Origin of the sequence: Nocardioides jiangsuensis (assembly GCF_019679455.1) — a bacterium.
In the GTDB taxonomy this organism is placed as follows: Bacteria; Actinomycetota; Actinomycetes; order Propionibacteriales; family Nocardioidaceae; genus Nocardioides_C; species Nocardioides_C jiangsuensis.
Map to the genome: position 1 here is coordinate 1,288,487 of NZ_JAIEZQ010000001.1, position 22,181 is coordinate 1,310,667.

23 protein-coding genes are annotated in these 22,181 nt (G+C 72.4%); 11 read left to right on the top strand and 12 right to left on the bottom strand.

Annotated features, from left to right (window positions below):
• Positions 1 to 201 precede the first annotated feature (201 nt).
• Entirely contained in the window at positions 202 to 507 is a 306-nt protein-coding gene (locus K1X13_RS06060) for a WhiB family transcriptional regulator (RefSeq protein WP_221024065.1), read from the top strand.
• Between the two features lie 8 nt (positions 508 to 515).
• Here the strand turns inward: K1X13_RS06060 and bagB are convergent, their stop codons facing one another.
• Positions 516 to 1,715, bottom strand: a complete 1,200-nt coding sequence (gene bagB, locus K1X13_RS06065) for an ArsA family ATPase (RefSeq protein ID WP_221024066.1) — start codon at positions 1,713 to 1,715, stop codon at positions 516 to 518.
• Positions 1,712 to 2,719: an ATPase BagA gene (gene bagA / locus K1X13_RS06070; protein ID WP_221024067.1), complete on the bottom strand. Its 1,008-nt coding sequence runs from the start codon at positions 2,717 to 2,719 to the stop codon at positions 1,712 to 1,714. The genes bagB and bagA overlap by 4 nt, the downstream gene beginning before the upstream one ends.
• A 188-nt stretch (positions 2,720 to 2,907) precedes the next feature.
• Between bagA and K1X13_RS06075 the strand changes: the two genes are divergently transcribed.
• Positions 2,908 to 3,714, top strand: coding sequence for a CoA transferase subunit A (locus tag K1X13_RS06075; RefSeq protein WP_221024068.1), 807 nt, complete (start codon positions 2,908 to 2,910; stop codon positions 3,712 to 3,714).
• A gap of 1 nt (position 3,715) precedes the next feature.
• Positions 3,716 to 4,342, top strand: a complete 627-nt coding sequence (locus tag K1X13_RS06080) for a CoA transferase subunit B (protein ID WP_221024069.1) — start codon at positions 3,716 to 3,718, stop codon at positions 4,340 to 4,342.
• Between the two features lie 14 nt (positions 4,343 to 4,356).
• Here K1X13_RS06080 and K1X13_RS06085 read toward each other — a convergent pair whose 3' ends face one another.
• Together K1X13_RS06085 and K1X13_RS06090 are read right to left on the bottom strand one after the other, a co-directional pair.
• Entirely contained in the window at positions 4,357 to 6,123 is a 1,767-nt protein-coding gene (locus K1X13_RS06085; RefSeq protein ID WP_221024070.1) for a flavin reductase, read from the bottom strand.
• A 12-nt stretch (positions 6,124 to 6,135) separates the two neighbouring features.
• Positions 6,136 to 6,918, bottom strand: a complete 783-nt coding sequence (locus K1X13_RS06090; protein WP_221024071.1) for an alpha/beta hydrolase family protein — start codon at positions 6,916 to 6,918, stop codon at positions 6,136 to 6,138.
• Between the two features lie 45 nt (positions 6,919 to 6,963).
• Here K1X13_RS06090 and sp36 point away from each other — a divergent pair, with 45 nt between their 5' ends.
• From sp36 to K1X13_RS06110, 4 genes are all read left to right on the top strand, one after another.
• Positions 6,964 to 7,119: a Sp36 family protein gene (gene sp36, locus K1X13_RS06095; RefSeq protein WP_221024072.1), complete on the top strand. Its 156-nt coding sequence runs from the start codon at positions 6,964 to 6,966 to the stop codon at positions 7,117 to 7,119.
• A 5-nt stretch (positions 7,120 to 7,124) separates the two neighbouring features.
• Complete coding sequence (locus tag K1X13_RS06100; RefSeq protein WP_221024608.1) at positions 7,125 to 7,583, top strand: RidA family protein; 459 nt, start codon at positions 7,125 to 7,127, stop codon at positions 7,581 to 7,583.
• 7 nt (positions 7,584 to 7,590) lie between these two features.
• Positions 7,591 to 8,481, top strand: a complete 891-nt coding sequence (locus tag K1X13_RS06105; protein ID WP_221024073.1) for an NUDIX hydrolase — start codon at positions 7,591 to 7,593, stop codon at positions 8,479 to 8,481.
• Between the two features lie 62 nt (positions 8,482 to 8,543).
• Positions 8,544 to 9,269 carry an MBL fold metallo-hydrolase gene (locus tag K1X13_RS06110; RefSeq protein ID WP_225914819.1) on the top strand — a complete coding sequence of 242 codons (726 nt, stop codon included), beginning with the start codon at positions 8,544 to 8,546 and terminating at the stop codon, positions 9,267 to 9,269.
• 106 nt (positions 9,270 to 9,375) lie between these two features.
• On the opposite strand, the gene K1X13_RS06115 is transcribed toward K1X13_RS06110, so the two are convergent.
• Positions 9,376 to 10,053, bottom strand: coding sequence for a Crp/Fnr family transcriptional regulator (locus K1X13_RS06115; protein WP_221024074.1), 678 nt, complete (start codon positions 10,051 to 10,053; stop codon positions 9,376 to 9,378).
• A 123-nt stretch (positions 10,054 to 10,176) separates the two neighbouring features.
• On the opposite strand from K1X13_RS06115, the gene nth reads away from it, so the two are divergent.
• From nth to K1X13_RS06135, 4 genes are all read left to right on the top strand, one after another.
• Positions 10,177 to 10,869 (top strand): endonuclease III, encoded by a 693-nt coding sequence (gene nth / locus K1X13_RS06120; protein ID WP_221024075.1) that lies wholly within the window; start codon positions 10,177 to 10,179, stop codon positions 10,867 to 10,869.
• Positions 10,866 to 11,531 (top strand): TlpA family protein disulfide reductase, encoded by a 666-nt coding sequence (locus K1X13_RS06125; RefSeq protein WP_221024076.1) that lies wholly within the window; start codon positions 10,866 to 10,868, stop codon positions 11,529 to 11,531. Before nth ends, K1X13_RS06125 begins: the two co-directional genes overlap by 4 nt.
• A 117-nt stretch (positions 11,532 to 11,648) precedes the next feature.
• A complete protein-coding gene (locus K1X13_RS06130) occupies positions 11,649 to 12,311 on the top strand; it encodes an NUDIX hydrolase (protein WP_308249419.1) in 663 nt (220 codons plus the stop codon).
• Positions 12,312 to 12,333: 22 nt separating this feature from the next.
• Positions 12,334 to 13,506: a MarP family serine protease gene (locus K1X13_RS06135; RefSeq protein ID WP_221024077.1), complete on the top strand. Its 1,173-nt coding sequence runs from the start codon at positions 12,334 to 12,336 to the stop codon at positions 13,504 to 13,506.
• A gap of 4 nt (positions 13,507 to 13,510) precedes the next feature.
• Here the strand turns inward: K1X13_RS06135 and K1X13_RS06140 are convergent, their stop codons facing one another.
• The 7 genes from K1X13_RS06140 to K1X13_RS06170 all read right to left on the bottom strand — a co-directional run bounded on the left by K1X13_RS06140 (position 13,511) and on the right by K1X13_RS06170 (position 22,155).
• On the bottom strand, positions 13,511 to 14,497 hold the full coding sequence (locus K1X13_RS06140) for an alpha/beta fold hydrolase (protein WP_221024078.1): 987 nt from the start codon (positions 14,495 to 14,497) through the stop codon (positions 13,511 to 13,513).
• A 9-nt stretch (positions 14,498 to 14,506) separates the two neighbouring features.
• The gene (locus K1X13_RS06145) at positions 14,507 to 14,935 is read right to left on the bottom strand and encodes a phage holin family protein (protein WP_225914529.1); all 429 of its coding nucleotides are present in this window, start codon (positions 14,933 to 14,935) and stop codon (positions 14,507 to 14,509) included.
• Positions 14,936 to 15,043: 108 nt separating this feature from the next.
• Positions 15,044 to 16,240: a Na+/H+ antiporter NhaA gene (gene nhaA / locus K1X13_RS06150; RefSeq protein WP_221024079.1), complete on the bottom strand. Its 1,197-nt coding sequence runs from the start codon at positions 16,238 to 16,240 to the stop codon at positions 15,044 to 15,046.
• Positions 16,241 to 16,404: 164 nt separating this feature from the next.
• Entirely contained in the window at positions 16,405 to 18,366 is a 1,962-nt protein-coding gene (acs, locus tag K1X13_RS06155; protein ID WP_221024080.1) for an acetate--CoA ligase, read from the bottom strand.
• 114 nt (positions 18,367 to 18,480) lie between these two features.
• On the bottom strand, positions 18,481 to 20,103 hold the full coding sequence (locus K1X13_RS06160) for a monocarboxylic acid transporter (protein ID WP_221024081.1): 1,623 nt from the start codon (positions 20,101 to 20,103) through the stop codon (positions 18,481 to 18,483).
• Positions 20,100 to 20,453 (bottom strand): DUF485 domain-containing protein, encoded by a 354-nt coding sequence (locus K1X13_RS06165; protein WP_308249420.1) that lies wholly within the window; start codon positions 20,451 to 20,453, stop codon positions 20,100 to 20,102. Before K1X13_RS06165 ends, K1X13_RS06160 begins: the two co-directional genes overlap by 4 nt.
• Positions 20,454 to 20,625: 172 nt before the next feature.
• Positions 20,626 to 22,155, bottom strand: coding sequence for a sodium/solute symporter (locus tag K1X13_RS06170; protein WP_221024082.1), 1,530 nt, complete (start codon positions 22,153 to 22,155; stop codon positions 20,626 to 20,628).
• Between the last annotated feature and the right edge of the window lie 26 nt (positions 22,156 to 22,181).

A 22,181-nucleotide genomic window follows, 5' to 3' on the forward strand; every position in this document is an offset into this window, starting at 1 on the left:
TCCCGGCCTACGGTCGGAGAGCCCGGGGGGGCCATGGTCTGAGCCGCACGGCACGGGGCGAATAGTTATTTGTGACTATGCGAAGTTGCTCCCTCTGTGTCTGTTTCGCCCGTTGCGACTTCTTTACCTTTGTCGTGAGGGGCATGACTCAGCAACCACGGGGGGCGTGGGGCGGGTCTATTCTCGGAGGGAACAGACATCATGACGTGGAACGACGACTGGGCGACCAAGGCTCTGTGCAACGAGACCCGGCCCGACGAGCTGTTCGTCCGGGGCGCTGCCCAGAACCGCGCCAAGCAGCTGTGCGCCGGGTGCCCGGTCCGCACCGAGTGCCTCGCCGAGGCCCTCGACAACGAGATCGAGTGGGGCGTGTGGGGCGGCATGACCGAGCGTGAGCGCCGTGCGCTGCTCCGCAAGCGTCCGAACGTGACCTCCTGGCGTCGTCTGCTCGAGACGGCGAAGGCCGACCACGTCGCCACCATCAGCGCGATCACCGCGTCGGCCTGAGGGGCTCCTCAGCCGGTCAGCAGGTCGCCGACGAGCCGCAGCCCGTCGAGGTCGTGCACGTCGGTCGACAGGGCCGGCATGACCGCCGCGGGCACGTGCGGGTGCGCCGCGGCGAACCGCTGACGCAGGTGCGTCTCCCGCGCAACCAACCGGGTGCGGTCCGCGTGCAGCCGGAGCAGACCGGCCGTCACCGGGCTCGACGCGTCCGCGTCGGGCTCGGCGTCCAGCCGCTCCGCGGCGGCCAGCGCCTGGTCGCGTGAGAGCCCGCCGGTCGGGACCCGGTTGGCCCGGTTCACCACCAGCCCGGCCAGCGGCATGTGCTCCTCCTCCAGGCGCTCGACGAAGTACGCCGCCTCGCGCAGCGCGTCCGGCTCGGGCGCGGCGACCACGAGGAACGCCGTGCCGTCGGCCTGGAGCAGCTCGAACGTCTTCTGCGCGCGCGCCCGGAAGCCGCCGAAGAGGGTGTCGAACGCGGCGATGAAGCTCTGCATGTCGCGCAGCACCTGCGCGCCGAGCACCTTCGTCAGCGCGTTCGTGACCACGCTCAGCCCGGCCGTCATCAGCCGCGCCGGGCCCTTCGCCGGCGCCAGGAGGATCCGGATGAACCGGCCGTCGAGGAAGCTGGAGAGCCGCTCGGGCGCGTCGAGGAAGTCCAGCGCCGAGCGCGAGGGCGGGGTGTCCACCACGATCAGGTCCCAGCGACCCGACTTCCGTGCGTCCTTGTGGAGCTGGCCGAGCTTCTCCATGGCCATGTACTCCTGCGTGCCCGCGAACGAGCTCGAGAGCGCCTGGTAGAAGGGGTTGGCCAGGATCTGGGCCGCCTTCTCGGGGCTCGCCTGACCCTCGACGACCTCGTCGAAGGTCCGCTTCATGTCGAGCATCATCGCGTCGAGGGTGCCGCCGACGTCCTTGGCCCGCTCGGCCACGCCGGGCACCGGCCGCGGCGTGTTGTCGAGGACCTCGATGCCCATGGACTGCGCCAGCCGGCGCGCCGGGTCGATGGTCAGCACGACGACCTTGCGGCCGCGCTCGGCGGCCCGGAGCGCGAGCGCCGCGGCCGTGGTGGTCTTGCCGACCCCGCCCGAGCCGCAGCACACGATGATGTTCGTCCCCCGGTCGTCGAGGAGCGCGTCGACGTCGAGCGGCGGCGACGCGTGCGGCTTGCCCGCCAGCGGTCCGACCCGGCTGCTGGACCGTTGCCTGCTCATGCCATCCCCTGTTCGCAGAGGTCCGCCGCCAGCTCGTAGAGACCGCCGAGGTCGATCCCGTCGGTCAGCCGGGGCAGCTCGTAGGTGTCTACGTCGAGCTCGTTGATGCGCTTGCGCTGCTCGTCCTCGAGGTCACGCCGCTCGGCGTGCTCGCGGGCCTCGGTGAGCAGCCCGTCGAGCATGGTGCCGGTCGGCTCGATGCCGACCCGCCGCAGGTCCTCCTCGATCAGCCCGCGGGGGAGGCCGTCCTCGACCGCCTGGTCGCGGGCCTCGTCGTCGAGCTCGTTGCTGCGCACCAGGTTCACCACCACCCCACCGACGGGCAGCTTCGCGGCGTGCAGCTCGGCGATGCCGTCCGCGGTCTCCTGCACCGGCATGTCCTCCAGCACGGTGACCAGGTGCACCGCGGTCCGCGGGGAGCGCAGCAGGGTCATGATGCTGTCGGCCTGGGTGCGGATCGGGCCGACCTTCGCCAGGCCCGCCAGCTCGCTGTTGACGTTGAGGAACTGGGCGATCCGGCCGGTCGGGGGCGCGTCGAGCACGATCGCGTCGTACCGGCGGGCACCCTTGCTCCGCTTGTTGCGGTAGGCCGCCTCGTACACCTTCCCGGTCAGCAGCACGTCGCGCACGCCCGGGGCGATCGTGGTCGCGAAGTCGACCACCCCGAACCGGTCGAGCGCTTTCCCGGCGCGGCCGAGCCGGTAGTACATGTCGAGGTACTCCAGCAGCGCCGCCTCCGGCTCGATCGCGAGCGCGTAGACGTCGCCGCCGTCGTTGGGCCCGCTGGCGACCCGGCGCTCCTCGTAGGGGAGCGGGGGCACGTCGAAGAGCTGCGCGATGCCCTGGCGGCCCTCGACCTCGCACAGGAGCACGGTCTTGCCGCGAGAGGCCAGGGCGAGGGCGAGGGCGGCGGCGACCGTGGTCTTCCCGGTGCCGCCCTTGCCGGTCACGACGTGCAGCAGCACGTCTTCCCAGTCGGTCTCGTTCGGCGTTGTTGAGGACACGTTCGGAGCCTACGCGGGGCCCCCACGGATCGTCAGCGGTGCGCCCCACTCATGTGGCCCGGGCTCATGGGCCCGGGTCGGTTGTGTGGAGGCGGGGCATCTCGGGCGGGACCGGGCGTGGCTAGGATCGCAGTCGTCGAGCGTGTCGCCGTACCGGCGGTGCGGACAGGTGTCGAGGAGGCGGGTTCGTGGACAAGGTCGTCGCGAGTGCTGCGGAGGCCGTGGCCGACATCGGGAGCGGTTCTTCGCTCGCGGTGGGTGGCTTCGGGTTGTGCGGCATTCCATCGGTGTTGATCGAGGCACTGCTGGAGCAGGGTGCGGACGAGCTGGAGGCGGTGTCGAACAACTGTGGCGTCGACGAGTGGGGTCTCGGCAAGCTGCTCTACGCCAAGCGGATCCGCCGGATGATCTCCTCCTACGTGGGGGAGAACAAGGAGTTCGCGCGCCAGTACCTGCACGGTGAGCTCGAGGTCGAGCTGACCCCGCAGGGCACCCTCGCCGAGCGGATGCGGGCCGGCGGCTCGGGCATCCCGGCGTTCTTCACCGCGACCGGTGTCGGCACCCAGGTCGCCGAGGGCGGCCTCCCGTGGCGCTACGACACCGAGGGCAACGTGACCGTGGCCTCGCCGGCCAAGGAGGTCCGCACGTTCGAGACCGCCGAGGGCGCCAAGGACTTCGTGCTCGAGACCGCGATCGTGGCCGACTTCGGCCTGGTCCGGGCCTGGAAGGGCGACCGGCACGGCAACCTGGTCTTCCGCGACTCCGCCCGCAACTTCAACCCGCTCGCCGCGATGTGCGGCCGAGTCACGGTCGCCGAGGTCGAGCACCTGGTGGAGCCCGGTGAGCTGGACCCCAACGACGTGCACACGCCCGGTGTCTTCGTGCAGCGCGTGGTCGCGCTGACGCCGGAGCAGGCCGCGGACAAGCGGATCGAGAAGCGGACGGTGCGTCCCCGCCCGGGGACCGGGTCGGCGCAGACGGAAGGCGGTGCCTGAGATGGCCTGGTCTCGTGAGGAGATGGCCGCCCGCGCGGCCTCGGAGCTGAAGGACGGTTCGTACGTCAACCTGGGGATCGGCCTGCCGACGATGGTGCCGAACTACGTCGGCGAGCACGTGGAGCTGGTCCTGCAGTCGGAGAACGGCATCCTCGGCGTGGGCGCCTACCCCTATGAGGGGGAGGAGGACCCGGACCTGATCAACGCCGGCAAGGAGACCGTCACGCTGCGGCGGGGCGCGTCGTTCTTCGACTCCGCGACCTCCTTCGGGATGATCCGCGGCGGCAAGATCGACGCCGCGATCCTCGGGGCCATGCAGGTCTCCGCCGCCGGCGACATCGCGAACTGGATGATCCCCGGCAAGATGGTCAAGGGGATGGGCGGCGCGATGGACCTGGTCCACGGCGCCAAGCGGGTGATCGTGCTGATGGAGCACGTCGCCAAGGACGGCTCCTACAAGATCGTCAACGAGTGCTCCCTGCCCTACACCGGCAAGGGTGTCGTGCAGCGGATCATCACCGACCTCGCCGTCATCGACGTGACCCCCGAGGGCCTCAGGCTCGTCGAGCTCGCGCCCGGTGTCAGCGAGGACGAGGTCCGCGAGAAGACCGAGCCGAAGCTGGCCTGACCCCCTGCCCCGGGCTACAGGTCCGGGTGCTTCGTGGCGAGCCGGTAGGACCCGGAGTGGAACACCAGCGGCTCGCCACCGGGGGCGTCGTACGCCTCGATCTCCCCGAAGAGCACCACGTGGTCCCCGGCGTCGACCAGATCGGTCCGCCGACACGCGAAGTGGGCGACCGTGCCCTCGAGCACCGGCGGGCGTACGGCGGCGGCGCCGGGCTGCTCGGCGAGCTCGTCGGCCGGCACCAGCGTCACCCCCTCGAACTTCTCCGCGCCCGACGTGGAGAACTGGCGCGAGAGGTGGTGCTGGTCCGAGGCGAGCACGTTCACGGCGAACCGGTCCGCGGCCAGGAACGCCGGCAGCGACGGCGAGCTCTTCGCCGCTGCCCAGAGCACCAGCGGCGGGTTGAGGGAGACCGACGTGAACGAGTTCGCGGTCATCCCCCAGCGCCGGCCCTCGTCGTCCTCGCAGGTCACCACGGTCACGCCGGTGGCGTACTGGCCGAGCGCCCGGCGCAGGTCGCGCGGGTCGAACCGGGCCGACTCGGTGGCGACCTGCTCCGCGACGAAGGCCCGGGCCGCGTCGGCGTCGAACCACCACGGGCTGAACAGCCGGGCGTCGTCGAAGCCGGCCACGATCTGCGCGGCGACCCCGGGGTGCCGCACGGCCGCGTCGACCACCTCGCGCTGGTGCGGCTCCGAGGGCCGCAGCCAGGAGTTGGTCCACGCACACGCCCACTGCGCCCAGCCGCGCCAGAAGTGGTCGAAGGTGCGCTGCATCCAGGCGGCGTCGAACGGCCCGTCGTGGGCGGTGATCGCCTCCAGGTAGAACGACGCGGACTTGATCGCGTTGTTCGAGCCCTGGCTGGTGAGCGGGTCGTTGAGCACCACCACGTCGGCCATCCCCAGGACCCGGGCCCCGGACGGCAGGGTGCCGACGGGGCGGCGTACGACGGGGGTGAAGCTCCCGCGCAGGACGCCGTTGCCGTCGGCGAGCGACGCGCCACGGACCCGCTCGGCCTCCTGCGGGAAGTGCTCCGCGAGCGCGTCGCGCAGCCGGGCCAGGTGCTCCTCGGGGGAGCTGACGTCCCCCCACACGTCGAGCGGACCGCCGGGCACGGCCTCGACCACGAAGATGTCGCACGGTCCGCCCACCGTGAGGCCGGGGCAGGTGAAGCACTCGCCGACGCCCTCCACCGAGTGGTAGCGGAGCCCGGGGCCGGCCGGGTCCGGCTCGACGCCGGTCAGGTAGGTCAGCGCCGCGACCCGCTGCGGGGCGTCGTACGGCGTGTGGTCGGCGTCGGTCTCGAACAGCTGGACCAGGCCCCCGCGGCCGGTGGAGACGACCACCAGGTCGTGGGTGCGGGCGAGGTCCTCGACGTCCTCGACGCCGGCGCTGCGGACCACGACCTTCCCGCCCAGACGCTCGATCTCCTCGAGCAGGGCGGGCACCTTGAGCCGCAGGTCGACCGACCGCGCGGGGGTGTCCAGGGGTACGGCGAACGCGGCGGTCGAGCCGTCGAGCCGTCGGGTGTCGTAGGACATCCGGCCCAGCGGCGGGGAGAGCGGCAGCAGGTCCGTGACGCCGAGGGACGCCTCCACCTCGAGCGCGGACTCGAAGGTGATCTGGCTCGACATCACCGTCCCGGTGCGGATCTCCTCCGCGGTGCGGTCGGAGACCAGCGTGACCGCGCAGCCGTGCTGCAGCAGGCCGAGCGCCAGCGTGGTGCCGGCCGGACCGGCGCCGACGACCGCGACGGACCGGGACCGTGAGGGCGTGTGCTGCATGCTTCCAGCGTCTCACTCGCCCCGGACGGCCGAGAGCACGACCGGCCAGGCCGGCGAGTGCGGGTCGATCACCGCGAAGTGGTCCGTCCCGTCGAGCACCCGGAGGTCGACGAACGGGTGCCGCCGCGCCAGGCCCCGGGAGTTCCCGACGGGGACCTGCGCGTCGTCGGCGCCGTGCACGACGGTCACCGGGCAGGCCGGGCGGGGCGCGAGCCGGGTCGCCGGGTCGGCCGCGTCGTACCGCTCGGGCACCTCGTCGGGGGTGCCGCCGAGGAACGCCTCGACCGCCCCGTCGCCGAGCCCGGCGGCCGCCGCCGCGCGCAGGTCCCCGACCGGGGCGAGGGCGACCACCCGGTGCAGGGGCAGCGGCTCGTTCGCCAGCCACAGGGCCAGGTGCCCGCCGGCGGAGTGCCCGGCCACCGTGGTCGTGGTCACCGGGACCCCCAGCCCGTCGAGCAGCCCGGGCAGCGCGGCCACCGCGGCGCGGACGTCGTCGGCGGTGGCCGGCCAGCCGCCGGCGAGGTCACCGGGGCTGCCGACCCGGCGGTACTCCGGGGTGGCCACGACGAACCCCTGCGCGGCGAGGGCCTCAGCCAACGGGCGGGTGTGGGTCCGGTCGTACGCCGCCCGCCAGAAGCCCCCGTGGACGAACACCAGGAGCGGGCTCGCGGGGGCAGGGGCGCCGACGCGTCGTGGGGGGAGGTGCAGGTCGAGCACCGCGTCGGCGTGGTCGCCGTACCGGACGACCACGTCGGGCAGGTCCGAGGGACGGGTCAGCACGTCTGCGGGATCCACGACCTCAACCTACCGGCCGCGCCGGGTGCCACTAGGCTCGCCAGCATGACCAAATGGGAATACCTCACCGCTCCGGTTCTCGTGCACGCGACCAAGCAGATCCTCGACAACTTCGGCGAGGACGGCTGGGAGCTCGTCCAGATCGTCCCCGGGATGAACCCGGAGAACCTGGTCGCCTACTTCAAGCGCGAGAAGGCGTGAGCACGGTGAGCACCCCGGAGGAGCGGCTCGAGGCGATGGGGCTGGCCGTGCCGGAGGTGGCCAAGCCGGTCGCCGCCTACGTGCCCGCGGTCCGGACCGGGAGCTACGTGTTCACCTCCGGCCAGCTGCCGATGCGCGAGGGCCGGCTGATCACCACCGGCAAGGTCGGTGGCGAGGTCACCGCCGAGGAGGCCGTCGAGTGCGCCCGCCAGTGCGCGCTCAACGCGCTCGCCGCGGTCCGCGCCGAGATCGGCGACCTCTCCCAGGTGAAGCGGATCGTCAAGGTCGTCGCGTTCGTGGCCTCCACCCCTGACTTCACCGGCCAGCCCGGTGTCGCCAACGGCGCCTCGGAGCTCTTCGGCGAGGTCTTCGGCGAGGCGGGGCAGCACGCCCGGTCGGCCGTGGGCGTGCCGGTGCTCCCGCTCGACGCGCCGGTCGAGGTCGAGCTGCTCGTCGAGGTCTGAGGCCGGCATGGACGCCACGCGGCGGCTCCCGCGCGACATCGTCGACCAGGTCAAGGCGTACGCCGACGGCACGAGGACGCCCGCGGAGCCCCGCAACGCCTCGACCGTCGTGCTGCTGCGCGACGGTGCCTCGGCCGGGCCCGGGTCGCTGGAGGTGTACCTGCTTCGTCGCCATGTCGACATGGCGTTCGCGGCGGGGATGTGCGTCTTCCCCGGGGGCGGGGTCGACCCGCGCGACTTCGACCACGAGGTCGACTGGGTGGGGCCGACGCCGGCGCAGTGGGCCGGCCTGCTCGGCGCCGACGAGGCCCTCGCGCGGGCGCTGGTGTGCGCCGCGGTGCGGGAGACCTTCGAGGAGTCCGGGGTGCTGTTCGCCGGGCCCACCGAGGACTCGGTCGTCGCGGACACGACCGGCCCGGACTGGGAGGAGGACCGTCGCCGGCTCGAGGCTCGCGAGCTCTCCTTCACCGACTTCCTCGCGCAGCGCGGGCTCCGGCTGCGCAGCGACCTCCTCCGGCCGTGGGGCTCCTGGCTGACCCCGGTCTTCGAGCCCCGGCGGTTCCGGGCGTGGTTCTTCGTCGCCGAGCTGCCCGCGGGCCAGGTCACCCGCGACGTGTCCACCGAGTCGGACGAGGTGACCTGGCTCCCGGTGCACGAGGCGATCACCGCGGTCGACGCCGGGGACATGCTCATGCTGCCGCCGACGTACTGCACCTGCCTGGAGCTCTACGACGCCACCACCCCGGCCGAGGCACTGGCGTCCGCGGAACGGCAGGACCTGGTGCCGGTCGAGCCGACCGCGGAGCTCGACGGCGACGAGGCCTACCTGACCATCCCCGACCGGCTGGTCGCCCTCGGCGAGCAGGTCCGCACACGGATGGCCCGGGCCGAGCCGTGAGCTGGGCCGGGGGAGCCTTCGGCGAGCGCGCCCGCTGCGTGCTCGCGCCGAACGCGAACATCATGACCCTCGACGGCACCAACACCTGGGTGCTGCGCGAGCCGGGGGCGCGGCGCAGCGTCGTGGTCGACCCCGGGCCCGAGCACGCCGGGCACCTCGACGCGGTCGCGGACGCCGCGGGGGAGGTCGCGGTCGTGCTGCTCACGCACGGGCACGCCGACCACTCCGAGGCGGCCCGCTCCTTCGCGGAGCGGATGGGCTGCGGGGTGCGTGCCCTCGACCCGGCCCACCGGCTGGGCGCGGAGGGCCTCGGCGACGGCGACGTGGTGGAGGTCGACGGGCTGGAGGTGCGGGTCGTGGCCACCCCGGGTCACACCTCGGACTCGCTGTCCTTCGTGCTGCCCGCGGAGCGTGCGGTGCTGACCGGGGACACCGTGCTCGGCCGGGGCACCACGGTCGTGGCGCACCCCGACGGCCGGCTCGGTGCCTACCTGGGCTCGCTGGAGCGGCTGCACGCGCTCGCGGAGGCCCAGGAGGTGGCAGCGGTCTGGCCGGGGCACGGGCCGGTGCTCACCGACGCGCTCGGCACCCTCGACCACTACCTCGCGCACCGCCGGCAGCGGCTGGAGCAGGTCCGCGAGGCGCTGCGCACCCTGGACCCGGCGCGGGAGGACCTCGCCCGCGCGGTGGTCGAGGCGGTGTACGCCGACGTGGACCCCGTGCTCTGGGGAGCCGCGGAGCTGTCCGTGCGGGCCCAGCTGGCCTACCTTGGCCGCCCGGGCAGCTGACAGCCTTCCCGGTGGGCGCGTGGGAGGGCAGCGCCGGACAGCGATGAGGACGCTGTGCCACTCGATGGACGGCGCTGTCTCCAGGCGCGCCGGACGCGCCGAGCCGTCAGCGGGCGCGGCGGCTCAGGCGCTCGATGTCCATGATCACGACCGAGCGGGGCTCGAGGCGCAGCCAGCCGCGCGAGGCGAAGTCGGCGAGCGCCTTGTTGACGGTCTCGCGCGAGGCTCCGACGAGCTGCGCGAGCTCCTCCTGGGTGAGGTCGTGATGCACGTGGATGCCGTCGTCGGCGCTGCGGCCGAACCGGTCGGCGAGGTCGAGCAGCGCCTTGGCCACACGGCCCGGGACGTCGGAGAAGACCAGGTCGGCCACCACGTCGTTGGCCTTGCGCAGCCGGCCGGCGAGCTGGGTGAGGAGCCCGCGCGCGACGCCGGGGCGGCCGTCGAGCCAGCGGAGCAGGTCCTCGTGCGAGAGCGAGGAGAACGAGGTGTCGGTGACCGCGGTGACCGTCGCCGAGCGCGGGCCCGGGTCGAAGAGCGAGAGCTCGCCGAACATCTGCCCGGGACCGAGGATCGCGAGCAGGTTCTCGCGCCCGTCGGAGGACGTGCGGCCGAGCTTCACCTTGCCGTCGGTGACGACGTAGAGCTTGTCGCCCTCGTCGCCCTCGTGGAACAGGACCTCGCCGCGGCGCAGTCGGGTCTCGGCCATCGACGCCCGCAGGGCGGTGGCGGCCTCGTCGTCCAGCGCACTGAACAGAGGCGCCTGACGCAGTACGTCGTTATCCACGAACTTGTCCTCCTCGTCAACGCCGGGACTCTCTGTCCGGCGGTGCTACATGTCACAGTCTGACGTATCGGGCGGGGGTTACGCCAAAACGCCCTCCGCGAGGCGCCCCCGTAGGCTGGTTCCGTGCCCGAAACCTCCCTCGTCCGCCGTGCCCGGAAGATCGACCGGGTGCTCGCCGAGACCTACCCCGACGCGACGTGCGAGCTCGACTTCGACAACCCCTTCGAGCTGCTCGTGGTGACCGTGCTGTCGGCGCAGACCACCGACAAGCGGGTCAACGCGGTGCGCCCCGGGCTGTTCGCGGAGTACCCCGACGCGGCCGCGATGGCCGCCGCGGACCGGGCCCGGCTGGAGGAGCTGATCCAGCCGACCGGGTTCTTCCGCGCCAAGACCGAGTCGCTGCTGAAGCTGTCGCAGGCCCTCGTCGAGCGGTACGACGGGGAGGTCCCCGGGCGCCTGGAGGACCTGGTGACCCTGCCCGGCGTCGGCCGCAAGACCGCGAACGTCGTGCTGGGCAACGCGTTCGGTGTCCCCGGGATCACCGTGGACACGCACTTCGGCCGGCTGGCGCGGCGCTTCGGGTGGACCGAGGAGACCGACCCGGTGAAGACCGAGCACGCTGTCGGGGCACTGTTCCCGAAGAAGGACTGGACGATGCTCAGCCACCACCTGATCTGGCACGGGCGGCGGATGTGCCATGCGCGGAACCCCGCCTGCGGCGTCTGCCCGGTCGCCCGCTGGTGCCCGTCGTACGGCGAGGGGCCGACCGACCCGGAGAAGGCGGCGAAGCTCGTCCGCACCGAGGGTCGCGCATGAGCCCACGCGGCCTCGTCCCGTCCCGGCGGGTGCGGTGGCGCGGAGCCGTCGCGGCCGCGCTGCTGCCGCTGGCCCTGGCGGCGTGCTCCTCGGCCACCCCGACCGCACCGGGCGGCGGTGGGGGCGGGCTCACCGTCGACGTCGACGTGGACACCCCGGCCCTGCGCGCCCAGAAGAAAGCCGCCGGTGTCGAGGACTGCCCCGCCCCGGCCCCCGGCCGCTCCGCCGCGGGGGAGGACGCGCTGCCCGACGTCACCCTGCCCTGCCTCGGCGGCGGGCCGGACGTGAACCTCGCCGACCTGCGCGGGCCGGCCGTCATCAACCTGTGGGCGCAGTGGTGCGGCCCGTGCCGTGAGGAGCTGCCCTACTACCAGCAGCTGCACGAGAGAGCCGGCGACCGGGTGCAGGTGCTCGGCGTCGACTACCAGGACACCCAGCCGTCGCTGGCCCTCGACCTGGTCGAGCAGACCGGCGTGACCTACCCGCTGGTCGCGGACCCGGGCGCGCAGGTGCGGGTGCCCTTCAAGGTGCGCGGGCTGCCGGGGGTGGTCTTCGTGGACGAGGACGGTGCGGTGACGCACGTGGAGTATGTCGTGGTCCGCTCCTACGACCAGCTCGCGGACCTCGTCGAGGAGCACCTCGGCGTGTCGGTCGCAGGTTGAGCGTCGGACCCCCTGGGTAGGCTCGGCCTCGTGTCCGACCGTGCCCCGATGCCGCCGGGTGAACGACCCGCGCATCCACCCCTCCCGGATTGGCTGGAGCCGATCCGGCGCGGAGCCGTGGACATCACCGTCGAGGAGCTGACCCGGTTCGTCCCGCCCGAGGGGTCCGACACCCGCCGCGGCGCCGTCCTCATGCTCTTCGGCCACGGTCCGTCCGGTCCCGACCTGCTGCTCACCGAGCGCGCCCACGACATGCGCTCCCACCCCGGGCAGGTCTCCTTCCCGGGCGGCTCCATCGACCAGCAGGACGCCTCCGCCGCCGCGGCCGCGCTGCGGGAGGCGGAGGAGGAGACCGGGGTCGACCCGTCCGGGGTCGAGGTGTTCGCGTCGCTCCCCGAGCTGTGGCTGCCGCCGAGCAACTTCGCGGTCACCCCGGTGCTCGCCTGGTGGCGCGAGGAGAGCCCGGTCAGCGTCGTGGACCCGCGCGAGGTGCACGCCGTGCTGCGGGAGCCGATCGAGGAGCTGCTCGACCCCCAGCACCGGATCTCGGTGCGCCACCCCTCCGGCTGGAAGGGGCCAGCCTTCCTGATCGGGGAGGACAAGGACCTCATCCTGTGGGGCTTCACCGCCGGCATCATCGCCCGCCTCTTCGACTTCGTCGGCTGGACCCAGCCCTGGGACGCCTCGCAGATGCGGGACCTGCCGGAGCACATGCTGACGGTGCCCCGCGAGGCGTCGGGTCGCTCGCCGCTGCCCGACACGAACTACCGAGAGCTCTGAGGGCCCACCCTGTGACCGCACCGTGAACGTCCTCGACTGGGCCCTGCTCGTCATCGTGCTCGCCTACGCCGTGTCCGGCTACTGGCAGGGCTTCATCTCCGGCGCCTTCGCCACGGCCGGCCTGCTGCTCGGCGGGCTGGTCGGCATCTGGCTCGCGCCGCAGCTGCTCGGCGACGCCGAGTCGTCGCTGTGGGTCTCCCTCGGTGCGCTGTTCGTGGTGCTCGTGTGCGCGTCGTTCGGGCAGGCGGCGCTGCAGTACGCCGGCACCCGGATCCGCGACCAGATCACCTGGCAGCCGGCCCGCGCGCTCGACGCCGTGGGCGGGGCCGCCCTGAGCACCGCCGCGGTCCTCGTCGTCGCCTGGGCGCTCGGCGTGGCGGTGAGCGGCTCCGCGCTCCCCGTGGTGAGCCAGCAGGTCCGCGCCTCGCTGGTGCTCTCCGAGGTCGACACGGTGATGCCCGACCGGGCCGAGCAGGCGCTCAACGCGTTCAACGAGGTGGTCGGGCAGAGCTTCTTCCCGCGCTACCTCGAGCCGTTCGCCCCGGAGCGGATCATCGAGGTCGGCCCGCCCTCGGACGCGGTCGCCGGCGACCCCGACGTGGAGGCGGCCGAGGCCAGCGTGCTCAAGGTCCGCGGCGAGAACGACTGCGGCCGTGGTGTCGAGGGCACCGGCTTCCTCTACTCCCCGAACCGGTTGATGACCAACGCGCACGTGGTCGCCGGGGTCGACGAGCCGACCGTGCTCGTCGGGGAGGAGGAGGTGTCTGCGGAGGTCGTCTACTACAACTCCGACCTCGACGTGGCCGTGCTCTCCATCGACGGCGTCGACCGCCCCTTCCTCCGCTTCGACAACGGCGGCGAGCCGCGCCAGTCGTCCGCGGTGCTCGGCTACCCCAACGACGGCCCGTACAACGTCCAGGCGGCCCGGATCCGCGGGGAGCAGCGGCTGCGCAGCCCCGACATCTACGGCGACGGCACGGTGGTGCGCGAGGTCTTCTCGATCCGCTCCCTGGTCCGCCCCGGCAACTCCGGCGGCCCGCTGCTCTCCGAGGACGGCGCCGTGCTCGGCGTGATCTTCGCGGCCTCGGTGACCGACCGCGACACCGGCTACGCGCTCACCGCCGACCAGGTGGCCGCGGGCGCGGCCGCGGGCATCACCAACGGCGAGCCGGTCGACACCGGCGACTGCGCCTGAGGGCCTAGTCCCGGCCGGTCGCCGCGAGCCAGCGCAGCAGCACGTCGTCGAAGGCGTCGGGCGCCTCCTCGTGAGGGAAGTGGCCGACGCCGGGGAGGGCGTGGGTCTCGTAGGGCCCGGTGACCTGCCGCTGCGAGCGGTCGGCGCCACCGCGGGGCAGCGCCGGGTCGTCGGCGCCGTTCACCACGCATACCGGCTGCGCCACGGGGCGTTGCATGTACCGGTGGAACTGCCGGCCGTCGCCGCGGAAGCGTGAGCGGAACAGCCACCGGTGGTACTCCAGCGCGCAGTGCGGCGCGGGCCACAGCCGCAGGGCCGCCTGGTACGTCGCCACGGTCTCCTCGTCGGGGAACGTCGACGACGGGCTGCTCCAGCTCTCGAGGTGGCTGCGGAGGAACCCCGTCGAGGCGCGGGAGAGCCGGCGCTCCGGCAGGGTCGGCACCTGCATCGCGAGCAGGTGCCGCAGTGCCACCGCGTTGCGCGAGCGAAGGCTGGAGAGCATCACGTTGGGGTGCGGCGCGGAGACGGTGCAGAGTGCGGACACCTCGCGCGGGTGCAGCGCGGCCGCGGCCCAGGCGACGTACCCGCCCCAGCCGTGCCCGACGAGCACCGCACTGCGCTCGCCGAGCGCCTTGACGACTCCCACCACGTCCCGGGACAGGGTCAGCGGGTCGTAGCCGCGGGGCGGCTTGTCCGAGCCGCCGTACCCGCGCAGGTCCATCGCGGCCACCCGGTAGCCGTGCGCGGCGAGGGTGCGGATCTGGTCGCGCCAGGTCCACCAGAACTCCGGGAAACCGTGCAGCAGGAGCACCAGGGGCGGGTCGCCCGGGGCGGCGGAGAGATCGGCCCCGCCGGATCGGCCGCCGGGCTCGGGTGAGGAGATCGGCTGCGCCTCGACGACGTGGAACCGGGCCCCGTTGGCAGCGACGTACCTGTGCTGCCAGGGGCCCGGGATCTCGATCGCACCGGCCGTGTCGGGTGGTGCTCCCACCGCAGGAGGCTACTTCCGCTGGAGCAGGGTCTTGGTCTCCTGCGCCTGGTGGATCGCCCGCTCGGGGGCGCGGACCTGCTTGACCTTCTTCATGCCGAGGAAGCCGAGGAGAGCCGCGATCAGCAGGTAGGCGCCGAAGACGATGAGGAAGCACCAGGCCAGGTCGAGGCCGGTCATGTGCAGGAAGTAGGCGAAGGCGACCGAGAGCATGATGATCGCCAGCACGCCGACGAACGCCGCTCCCGCGAAGAGCCCGGCGCCGGTGCCACCCGCCTTGACGCTGACCTTGAGCTCGGACTTGGCCAGCGCGATCTCGTTCTGGATCAGGCTGGAGATGTCCCGGCTCGCGTCGGCCACGAGGCGGCCGATCGTCGGCTCCTCCTCGGTCACCGTCGCGACGGTCGACTGCTGCGGGGTCATCGGTGCGTTGCTCGTCATGTGCTCTCCCTTCGCGGCGGACCACGGGCCTGTGGTCGCGCGGCCGCTCACGATTTCGTGCCCCTGAGACTAGTGGACTAAACCTGTGGCCCCGCACGCACGGGCAGGTCAGGCGTTGCGGTGTCGGTGGTTGCGCCGGCGCAGGACCACCGAGGCGAGCAGGGCGGCGACCACCGAGCCGAGCAGCACCGCGGTCTTGGCGGCCTCGGCCTCCGCGCCGCCGTACGACAGGTCGGCGACCAGCAGGGCGACGGTGAAGCCGACTCCCGCCAGGATCGCCACGCCGCCCACGTCGCGCCAGGTGAGGGTCTCGTTGAGCTCGGCGCGGGTCAGCCGGGTGACCAGCCACGCCCCGCCCATCACGCCGATCGGCTTGCCGAGCACCAGGCCGAGCGCCACGCCGATCACGATCGGGTCGGTGAAGAAGCTCGCGCCGCCGCCGATCGCGACCCCGGCCGACATCAGCGCGAAGAACGGGACCGCGACCCCGGCGGAGAGCGGGACGAGCCGGTGCTCGAGCCGCTCGGCGGGGGAGCGCTGCTCCGTCTCGTCGGGGACCACCCGGGTCAGCAGGCCGAGGGCGACACCGGCGATGGTGGCGTGGATCCCGCTCTCGTGCATGAACCACCAGGCGGTGACCGCGAGCGGGATGTAGAGCAGGGAGGAGCGCACGCGCATCCGCTGCATGACGCCGTAGACGGCCAGCACCGCCACCGCGCTGAGCAGCGCGCCCAGGTGCAGGTCGGAACTGTAGAAGAGCGCGATGATCACGATCACGATCAGGTCGTCGACCACGGCGAGGGTGAGCAGGAACGCGCGCAGCTGGCTGGGCAGCGACGACCCGACCACCGCGAGCACGGCGAGGGCGAAGGCGATGTCGGTGGCGGCGGGGATGGCCCAGCCGTCGGTGTTGCCGCCGAGGTTGACCACGGTGAAGATGACCGCCGGCACGGCGACCCCGCACACCGCGGCGACCACCGGGACGAGGGCGTCGGCGGGGCGGCGCAGCGAGCCGACGAGGAACTCGCGCTTGAGCTCGAGCCCGGCCACGAAGAAGAACAGGGTCAGCGCGCCGTCCGCGGCCCAGTGCTCCATGTCGAGGCCGAGCTCGGGGAACGGCACGAAGTGGCGGAGGCTCTCGTACGAGGCGGCGAAGGGGGAGTTGGCCCACAGCACCGCGAGGGCCGCGGCGACCAGCACGATGGCGCCGCCGATCGTCTCCTCGCGGAGCAGGTCGCCGACGAAGGTGCTCTCGCCCTTGTCGGCGTCGGGGAAGAACGTGGGGCGGCGGGGCGCGGAGATCATCGCGAGGCGTCCTTCGGGGTCGGGGAACGAGCTCGCCGACCAGACTTCCCGGCACACCAGAACTTGCAGGCCCCGAGTCTAACGGCCGGGCCGGGGGCCCGCGAAAACGTCACTCCCCCGCGAGACGGCTCGCGGGGGAGTGAGGTGTGCGTCGTACGGCGGGCCTACTCGTCCCCGGACTTGTCGGAGGACAGCCCCTGCTGGATCAGTGACATCACCGTCGAGTCGGCCAGCGTCGTCACGTCGCCGACCTCGCGTTTCTCGGCGACGTCGCGCAGCAGCCGGCGCATGATCTTGCCCGAGCGGGTCTTCGGCAGCTCCTGGACCACCATGATCTGCCGGGGCTTGGCGATCGCGCCGATCTCGTGGGCCACGTGGTTGCGCAGCTCCTTGACGATCTCGTCGCCGCCGTCGCCCGCGGACTCCCGCAGGATCACGAACGCGCAGACGGCCTGGCCGGTGGTCTCGTCCGCCGCGCCCACGACCGCGGCCTCGGCGACCTTGGGGTGGGAGACGAGAGCGGACTCGATCTCGGTGGTGGAGAGCCGGTGGCCCGACACGTTCATCACGTCGTCCACCCGGCCGAGCAGCCAGATGTCGCCGTCCTCGTCCTTCTTCGCGCCGTCACCGGCGAAGTAGCGGCCGGGGAACCGCGACCAGTAGGTGTCCTTGAAGCGCTGGTCGTCGCCCCACAGGGTGCGCAGCATCGCCGGCCACGGCTCGGTGAGCACGAGGTAGCCGCCGGACCCGTTGGGCACCGGCTCGCCCGTGTCGTCGAGGACGTCGGCGGAGACGCCCGGGATCGCGGTCATCGCCGAACCCGGCTTGCCCGCGGTGACGCCGGGCAGCGGGGAGACCATGATCATCCCGGTCTCGGTCTGCCACCAGGTGTCCACGATCGGGCAGCGGTTGCCGCCGATGTGCTCGCGGTACCACATGTAGGCCTCAGGGTTGATCGACTCACCGACCGAGCCGAGCAGGCGCAGCGAGGAGAGGTCGTGCTTCTCCGGGATCTCGTTGCCCCACTTCATGAAGGTCCGGATCGCGGTGGGCGCGGTGTAGAACGTGGTCACCTCGTGCTCGGCGATGATCTCCCACCAGCGGCCCTTGTGCGGGGTGTCGGGGGTGCCCTCGTACATCACCGAGGTGGTGCCGTTGGCGAGCGGCCCGTAGACGATGTAGCTGTGTCCGGTGACCCAGCCGATGTCGGCCGTGCACCAGTAGACGTCCGTCTCCGGCTTGAGGTCGAAGACCGCCCAGTGCGTGTACGACGCGCCGACCAGGTAGCCGCCCGTGGTGTGCAGGATGCCCTTGGGCTTGCCCGTCGTGCCGGAGGTGTACATGACGTAGAGCGGGTGCTCGGAGTCGAACGCCTCGGGCTCGTGGGTGCTCGACTGCCGGTCCACGACGTCGTGCCACCACACGTCGACCTCGTCGTTCCAGGCGATGTCCTGCCCGGTCCGGCGTACGACGACGACGTTGCGCACGTCGGGGCAGCGGGACACCGCCTCGTCGACCGCGGGCTTCAGGGCGGAGGGTGCCCCGCGCCGGTAGCCGCCGTCGGAGGTGATCACGACCCGTGCGTCGCAGTCCTGGATGCGCCCGGCGAGCGCGTCCGCGGAGAAGCCGCCGAAGACCACCGTGTGCGGGGCGCCGAGGCGGGCGCAGGCCAGCATCGCCACCACGGTCTCGGGGATCATCGGCATGTAGATCGCGACCCGGTCGCCGGACTCCACGCCGAGCTCGACGAGGGCGTTCGCGGCCTTGCACACCTCCTCCTGGAGGTCGGCATAGGTGATCGTGCGGGAGTCGCCCGGCTCGCCGACCCAGTGGAAGGCCACCCGGTCGCCGCGGCCGGCCTCGACGTGACGGTCGACGCAGTTGTAGGACGCGTTGAGCTTGCCGCCGACGAACCACTTGGCGAACGGCGGGTTGTCCCAGTCGAGCACGGTGTCCCAGCGCTCGGCCCAGTCGAGGCGGCCGGCCTGCTCCTCCCAGAACCCGAGACGGTCCGACGCGGCACGCTCGTAGGCGTCCGCCTTGAGGTTCGCGTGGGCGGCCAGGTCCTCCGGCGGCTCGAAACGGCGCTCCTCGTGCAGCAGGTTCGACAGGGTCTGGTCAGTCACGTCGTCTCCTCGTCACAGCGGTTCACGGGGTGTCTCCCGTCACGTTAGTTGGTGAGACGCCCGGCGACGAGGGGCGTGACCCGCAGGTCCTCCCTCGCCGCCGGGCGCGGCGGGCTAGTGCGACACCGCTCCCTCGGCGCCGGCGCCGGTCAGGGCGCGCACCTCGAGCTCGTCGTAGGCCTCCTCGGCGGAGGGCTCACGCGAGGTGACCGTGCCGAGGTAGCCGAGCAGGAAGCCGAGCGGGATCGAGACGATGCCGGGGTTCTCCAGGGGGAACCACGAGATGTCGATCGAGGCGGGAAGCAGGGAGGCGTTCACGCCGTCCACGACCTTGCCGGACACCACCGGCGAGAAGATCACCAGGCCGACGCTGGAGATCAGGCCGCCGTAGATGCTCCAGGTGGCGCCGCGGGTGTTGAAGCGCTTCCAGAACAGGTTGTAGATGATCGACGGCAGGTTCGCCGAGGCGGCCACCGCGAACGCGAGAGCGACCAGGAACGCGATGTTCAGCTTCTGCGCCGGGATCGCCAGGGCGATCGAGATGCCGCCGATGACGAACGCCGAGATGCGGGCCACCCGGACCTCGGACCGCTCCGTGGCGCGACCCTTCTTGATCACGTTGGCGTACAGGTCGTGCGCCACCGACGAGGCCGACGTCAGCGTCAGTCCCGCCACCACGGCGAGGATGGTCGCGAACGCCACCGCCGAGATGAGTGCCAGCAGGATCGCACCGCCGGTGGACCCGGCTCCGCCGCCCACGGCCTCGGCCAGCAGCGGGGAGGCCAGGTTGCCGCCGCTCGCGGCGACCTCGCTGTCCGCACCCGTGTCGAGGAGCGCGGCGGCACCGAAGCCGAGCACCAGGGTCATCAGGTAGAACGCGCCGATCAGGCCGATCGCCCACAGCACCGACGAGCGCGCGTCACGCGAGGTGGGCACGGTGTAGAAGCGGATCAGGATGTGCGGCAGGCCGGCGGTGCCGAGCACGAGCGCGAGGCCGAGGCTGACGAAGTCGATCTTGGACGTCAGGCTGACCCCGTACTTCAGGCCGGGCTGGAGGAACGCGTCGCCCTTGCCGGTGTTGGAGGCCGCGGCGCCGAGCAGGTCGGAGATGTTGAAGCGGAACTGCCACAGCACGAGGAAGGTGATCAGCACGGTGCCCGTCATCAGCAGCACGGCCTTGACGATCTGCACCCAGGTGGTGCCCTTCATGCCGCCGACGACGACGTAGAAGATCATCAGCACGCCGACGCCGGCGATCACGGTGTTCTTCAGCGCGCCGGAGTCCACGCCGAGCAGCAGGGCCACCAGCGAGCCCGCGCCGACCATCTGCGCGAGCAGGTAGAAGATCGAGACGATCACGGTCGACGTGGCGGCCGCCGTCCGCACCGGACGCTGTCGCATCCGGTAGGCGAGCTGGTCGGCCATCGTGTACCGGCCGGAGTTCCGCAGCAGCTCGGCGACGAGCAGCAGGGCGACCAGCCACGCGACCAGGAAGCCGATGGAGTAGAGGAAGCCGTCGTACCCGTAGAGCGCGATGGCTCCGGAGATGCCGAGGAACGACGCGGCGGACATGTAGTCGCCGCCGATGGCGAGGCCGTTCTGGAAGCCGCTGAACGACCGGCCGCCGGCGTAGTAGTCGGTGGCGCCCGAGCCCTGCCGGCTGGCCCAGATCGTGATGCCGACGGTCAGCGCCACCACGGAGAGGAAGAGGATCGAGGTCAGGGTCTGCGTGCTCATCGGCCGAGCTCCTCGTTGTAGCGCGCCTGGAGGCGCGAGGCGATCGGGTCGAGCTCCTTGTTGGCGTGCCGGGCGTAGAGCCAGGCGATGCCGAACGTGGAGACGAACTGCAGCAGCCCGAAGACGAGCGCGACGTTGATGTTGCCGAAGAGCTTGGTGTTCATGAAGTCGTTGGCCCAGTTCGACATGATCACGTAGGTCAGGTACCAGACCAGGAAGGCGACCGTCCACGGGATCGCGAAGCGGCGGTAGCGCCTGCGCAGCTCCTGGAAGTCGTCGCTGCTGTGCAGCTCCTCGTACACCGCGTGCCCGGACGACTGGTGGGTCGTCTGGCGGATTTCCTCAGCCACGGAGGTCACCTCTCTCTGGGTGTCGCCGCCACGCGGAGGGCGCGCCGGTCGGAAATGCTGTGACGCCCGTCACCGTAGGGAGGCCGGGGTGCCCGTGGGGAGGGGCCTGAGGGGGCGTTGCGGTCAGCGGCGAACCGGCGTCGTCGTACGGCGTGAATCGCACGACGAGCGGTCAGAGGGGGGACGGCCCCCGGTCGAGCGCGACGGCCTCGGGGGTGTGCAGCCGGACCATGGTCCGCGAGACGTGGACCGGCAGCCGTCGGGGCGTGGCCAGGGACACCACGACCATGGTCAGGAAGGCCGCGGGGACGGTCCATGCCGCGGGCTGGTTGAGCAGCGCCGCGAGCCACGCGCCGTGCTCGTGCTGGAGCAGGGTGTCCACCACCGCGGCCCCGGACAGCCCGCCGCCCACGAGGATCCCCGCCACCGCGCCCGCGTCGGTGAGCCGGCGCCACCAGATGCCGAGCACCAGCAGCGGGCAGAACGTCGACGCCGCGACCGCGAAGGCGAGGCCGACCGCGCGGGCCACGCCCACCCCGCTCGCGAGCACGGCGAGCAGCAGCGGCACGAGCACCGCGACGACGGCCGCCGCCTGGAAGGCCCGCACCCCGCGGAACCGCCGGCCCATCACGTCCTGGCTGAGCACGCCGGCCACCGCGATGGTGAGGCCCGAGGAGGTGGACAGGAACGCCGCGAACGCGCCGGCCGTGGTCAGCGCGGAGAGCAGGTCGCCGCCGACCCCGCCGACCATCCGGCTCGGCAGCTCGAGCACCACCGTGTCGGTGCGGCCGCTCGCCACGAGGTCGGCGGCGTAGAGCCTCCCGAGGGCGCCGTACACCGGGGGGAGCACGTAGAAGACCCCGAGCAGGCCGAGCACCACGAGCGTCGTACGGCGGGCGGTCCGGCCGTCGGGGTTGGTGTAGAAGCGCACCACCACGTGCGGCAGGCCCATCGTGCCGAGGAAGGTGGCCACGATGATCGAGTACGTCGTGTACAGCGGGTGTGCGCTCGCCGAGCTCAGCGGGTCGGACCACACGTCGCCGGAGACCCCCGAGGTGACCACGTCGGTGGCGGCCGGGGAGGTCGCGCCGTCGCCGGCCCACACCGCGAGCAGGAACATCACCGGGACCAGCAGCGCGGTCAGCTTCAGCCAGTACTGGAACGCCTGGACGAAGGTGATGCTGCGCATCCCGCCGGACATCACGTTCACCAGCACCACGACCGCGACGATCAGCCCGCCGACCCACGGCTCGGTGCCGGCCACCGTGCCCAGGGAGAGCCCGGCGCCCTGGAACTGCGGCATCAGGTAGAGCCAGCCGATCGCGACCACCAGCACCGAGGAGACCCGCCGGGCGAACCGCGACTCCAGGCGCATCTCGGCGAAGTCGGGGAGCGTGTAGGCGCCCGAGCGGCGCAGCGGCGCGGCGACCAGGACCAGCAGCATGAGGTAGCCCGCGGTCCAGCCGACCGGGTACCAGAGCATGTCGGTGCCGAACGCGAGCACGAGGCCGGCGACCCCGAGGAACGATGCCGCGGAGAGGTACTCCCCACCGATCGCGGAGGCGTTCAGCGCCGGGCGGACCGACCGGGAGGCGACGAAGAAGTCGCTCGTCGTGCGCGAGAACCGCCAGCCGTAGGCGCCGATCGCGAGCGTGGCGACCGAGACCAGGGCCACGGCGATGAGGCCGTACGTCGAGCTCATCCGGCGTCCTCGCGGGGTCCCGTGCG

Coding starts and splice junctions, on each gene's coding strand:
- K1X13_RS06060 (WP_221024065.1), top strand. CDS start 202: ATGACGTGGAACGACGACTGGGCGACCAAGGCTCTGTGCAACGAGACC.
- bagB (WP_221024066.1), bottom strand. CDS start 1,715: ATGAGCAGGCAACGGTCCAGCAGCCGGGTCGGACCGCTGGCGGGCAAG.
- K1X13_RS06080 (WP_221024069.1), top strand. CDS start 3,716: ATGGCCTGGTCTCGTGAGGAGATGGCCGCCCGCGCGGCCTCGGAGCTG.
- K1X13_RS06085 (WP_221024070.1), bottom strand. CDS start 6,123: ATGCAGCACACGCCCTCACGGTCCCGGTCCGTCGCGGTCGTCGGCGCC.
- sp36 (WP_221024072.1), top strand. CDS start 6,964: ATGACCAAATGGGAATACCTCACCGCTCCGGTTCTCGTGCACGCGACC.
- K1X13_RS06105 (WP_221024073.1), top strand. CDS start 7,591: ATGGACGCCACGCGGCGGCTCCCGCGCGACATCGTCGACCAGGTCAAG.
- K1X13_RS06110 (WP_225914819.1), top strand. CDS start 8,544: ATGACCCTCGACGGCACCAACACCTGGGTGCTGCGCGAGCCGGGGGCG.
- K1X13_RS06125 (WP_221024076.1), top strand. CDS start 10,866: ATGAGCCCACGCGGCCTCGTCCCGTCCCGGCGGGTGCGGTGGCGCGGA.
- K1X13_RS06145 (WP_225914529.1), bottom strand. CDS start 14,935: ATGACGAGCAACGCACCGATGACCCCGCAGCAGTCGACCGTCGCGACG.
- nhaA (WP_221024079.1), bottom strand. CDS start 16,240: ATGATCTCCGCGCCCCGCCGCCCCACGTTCTTCCCCGACGCCGACAAG.
- K1X13_RS06160 (WP_221024081.1), bottom strand. CDS start 20,103: ATGAGCACGCAGACCCTGACCTCGATCCTCTTCCTCTCCGTGGTGGCG.
- K1X13_RS06170 (WP_221024082.1), bottom strand. CDS start 22,155: ATGAGCTCGACGTACGGCCTCATCGCCGTGGCCCTGGTCTCGGTCGCC.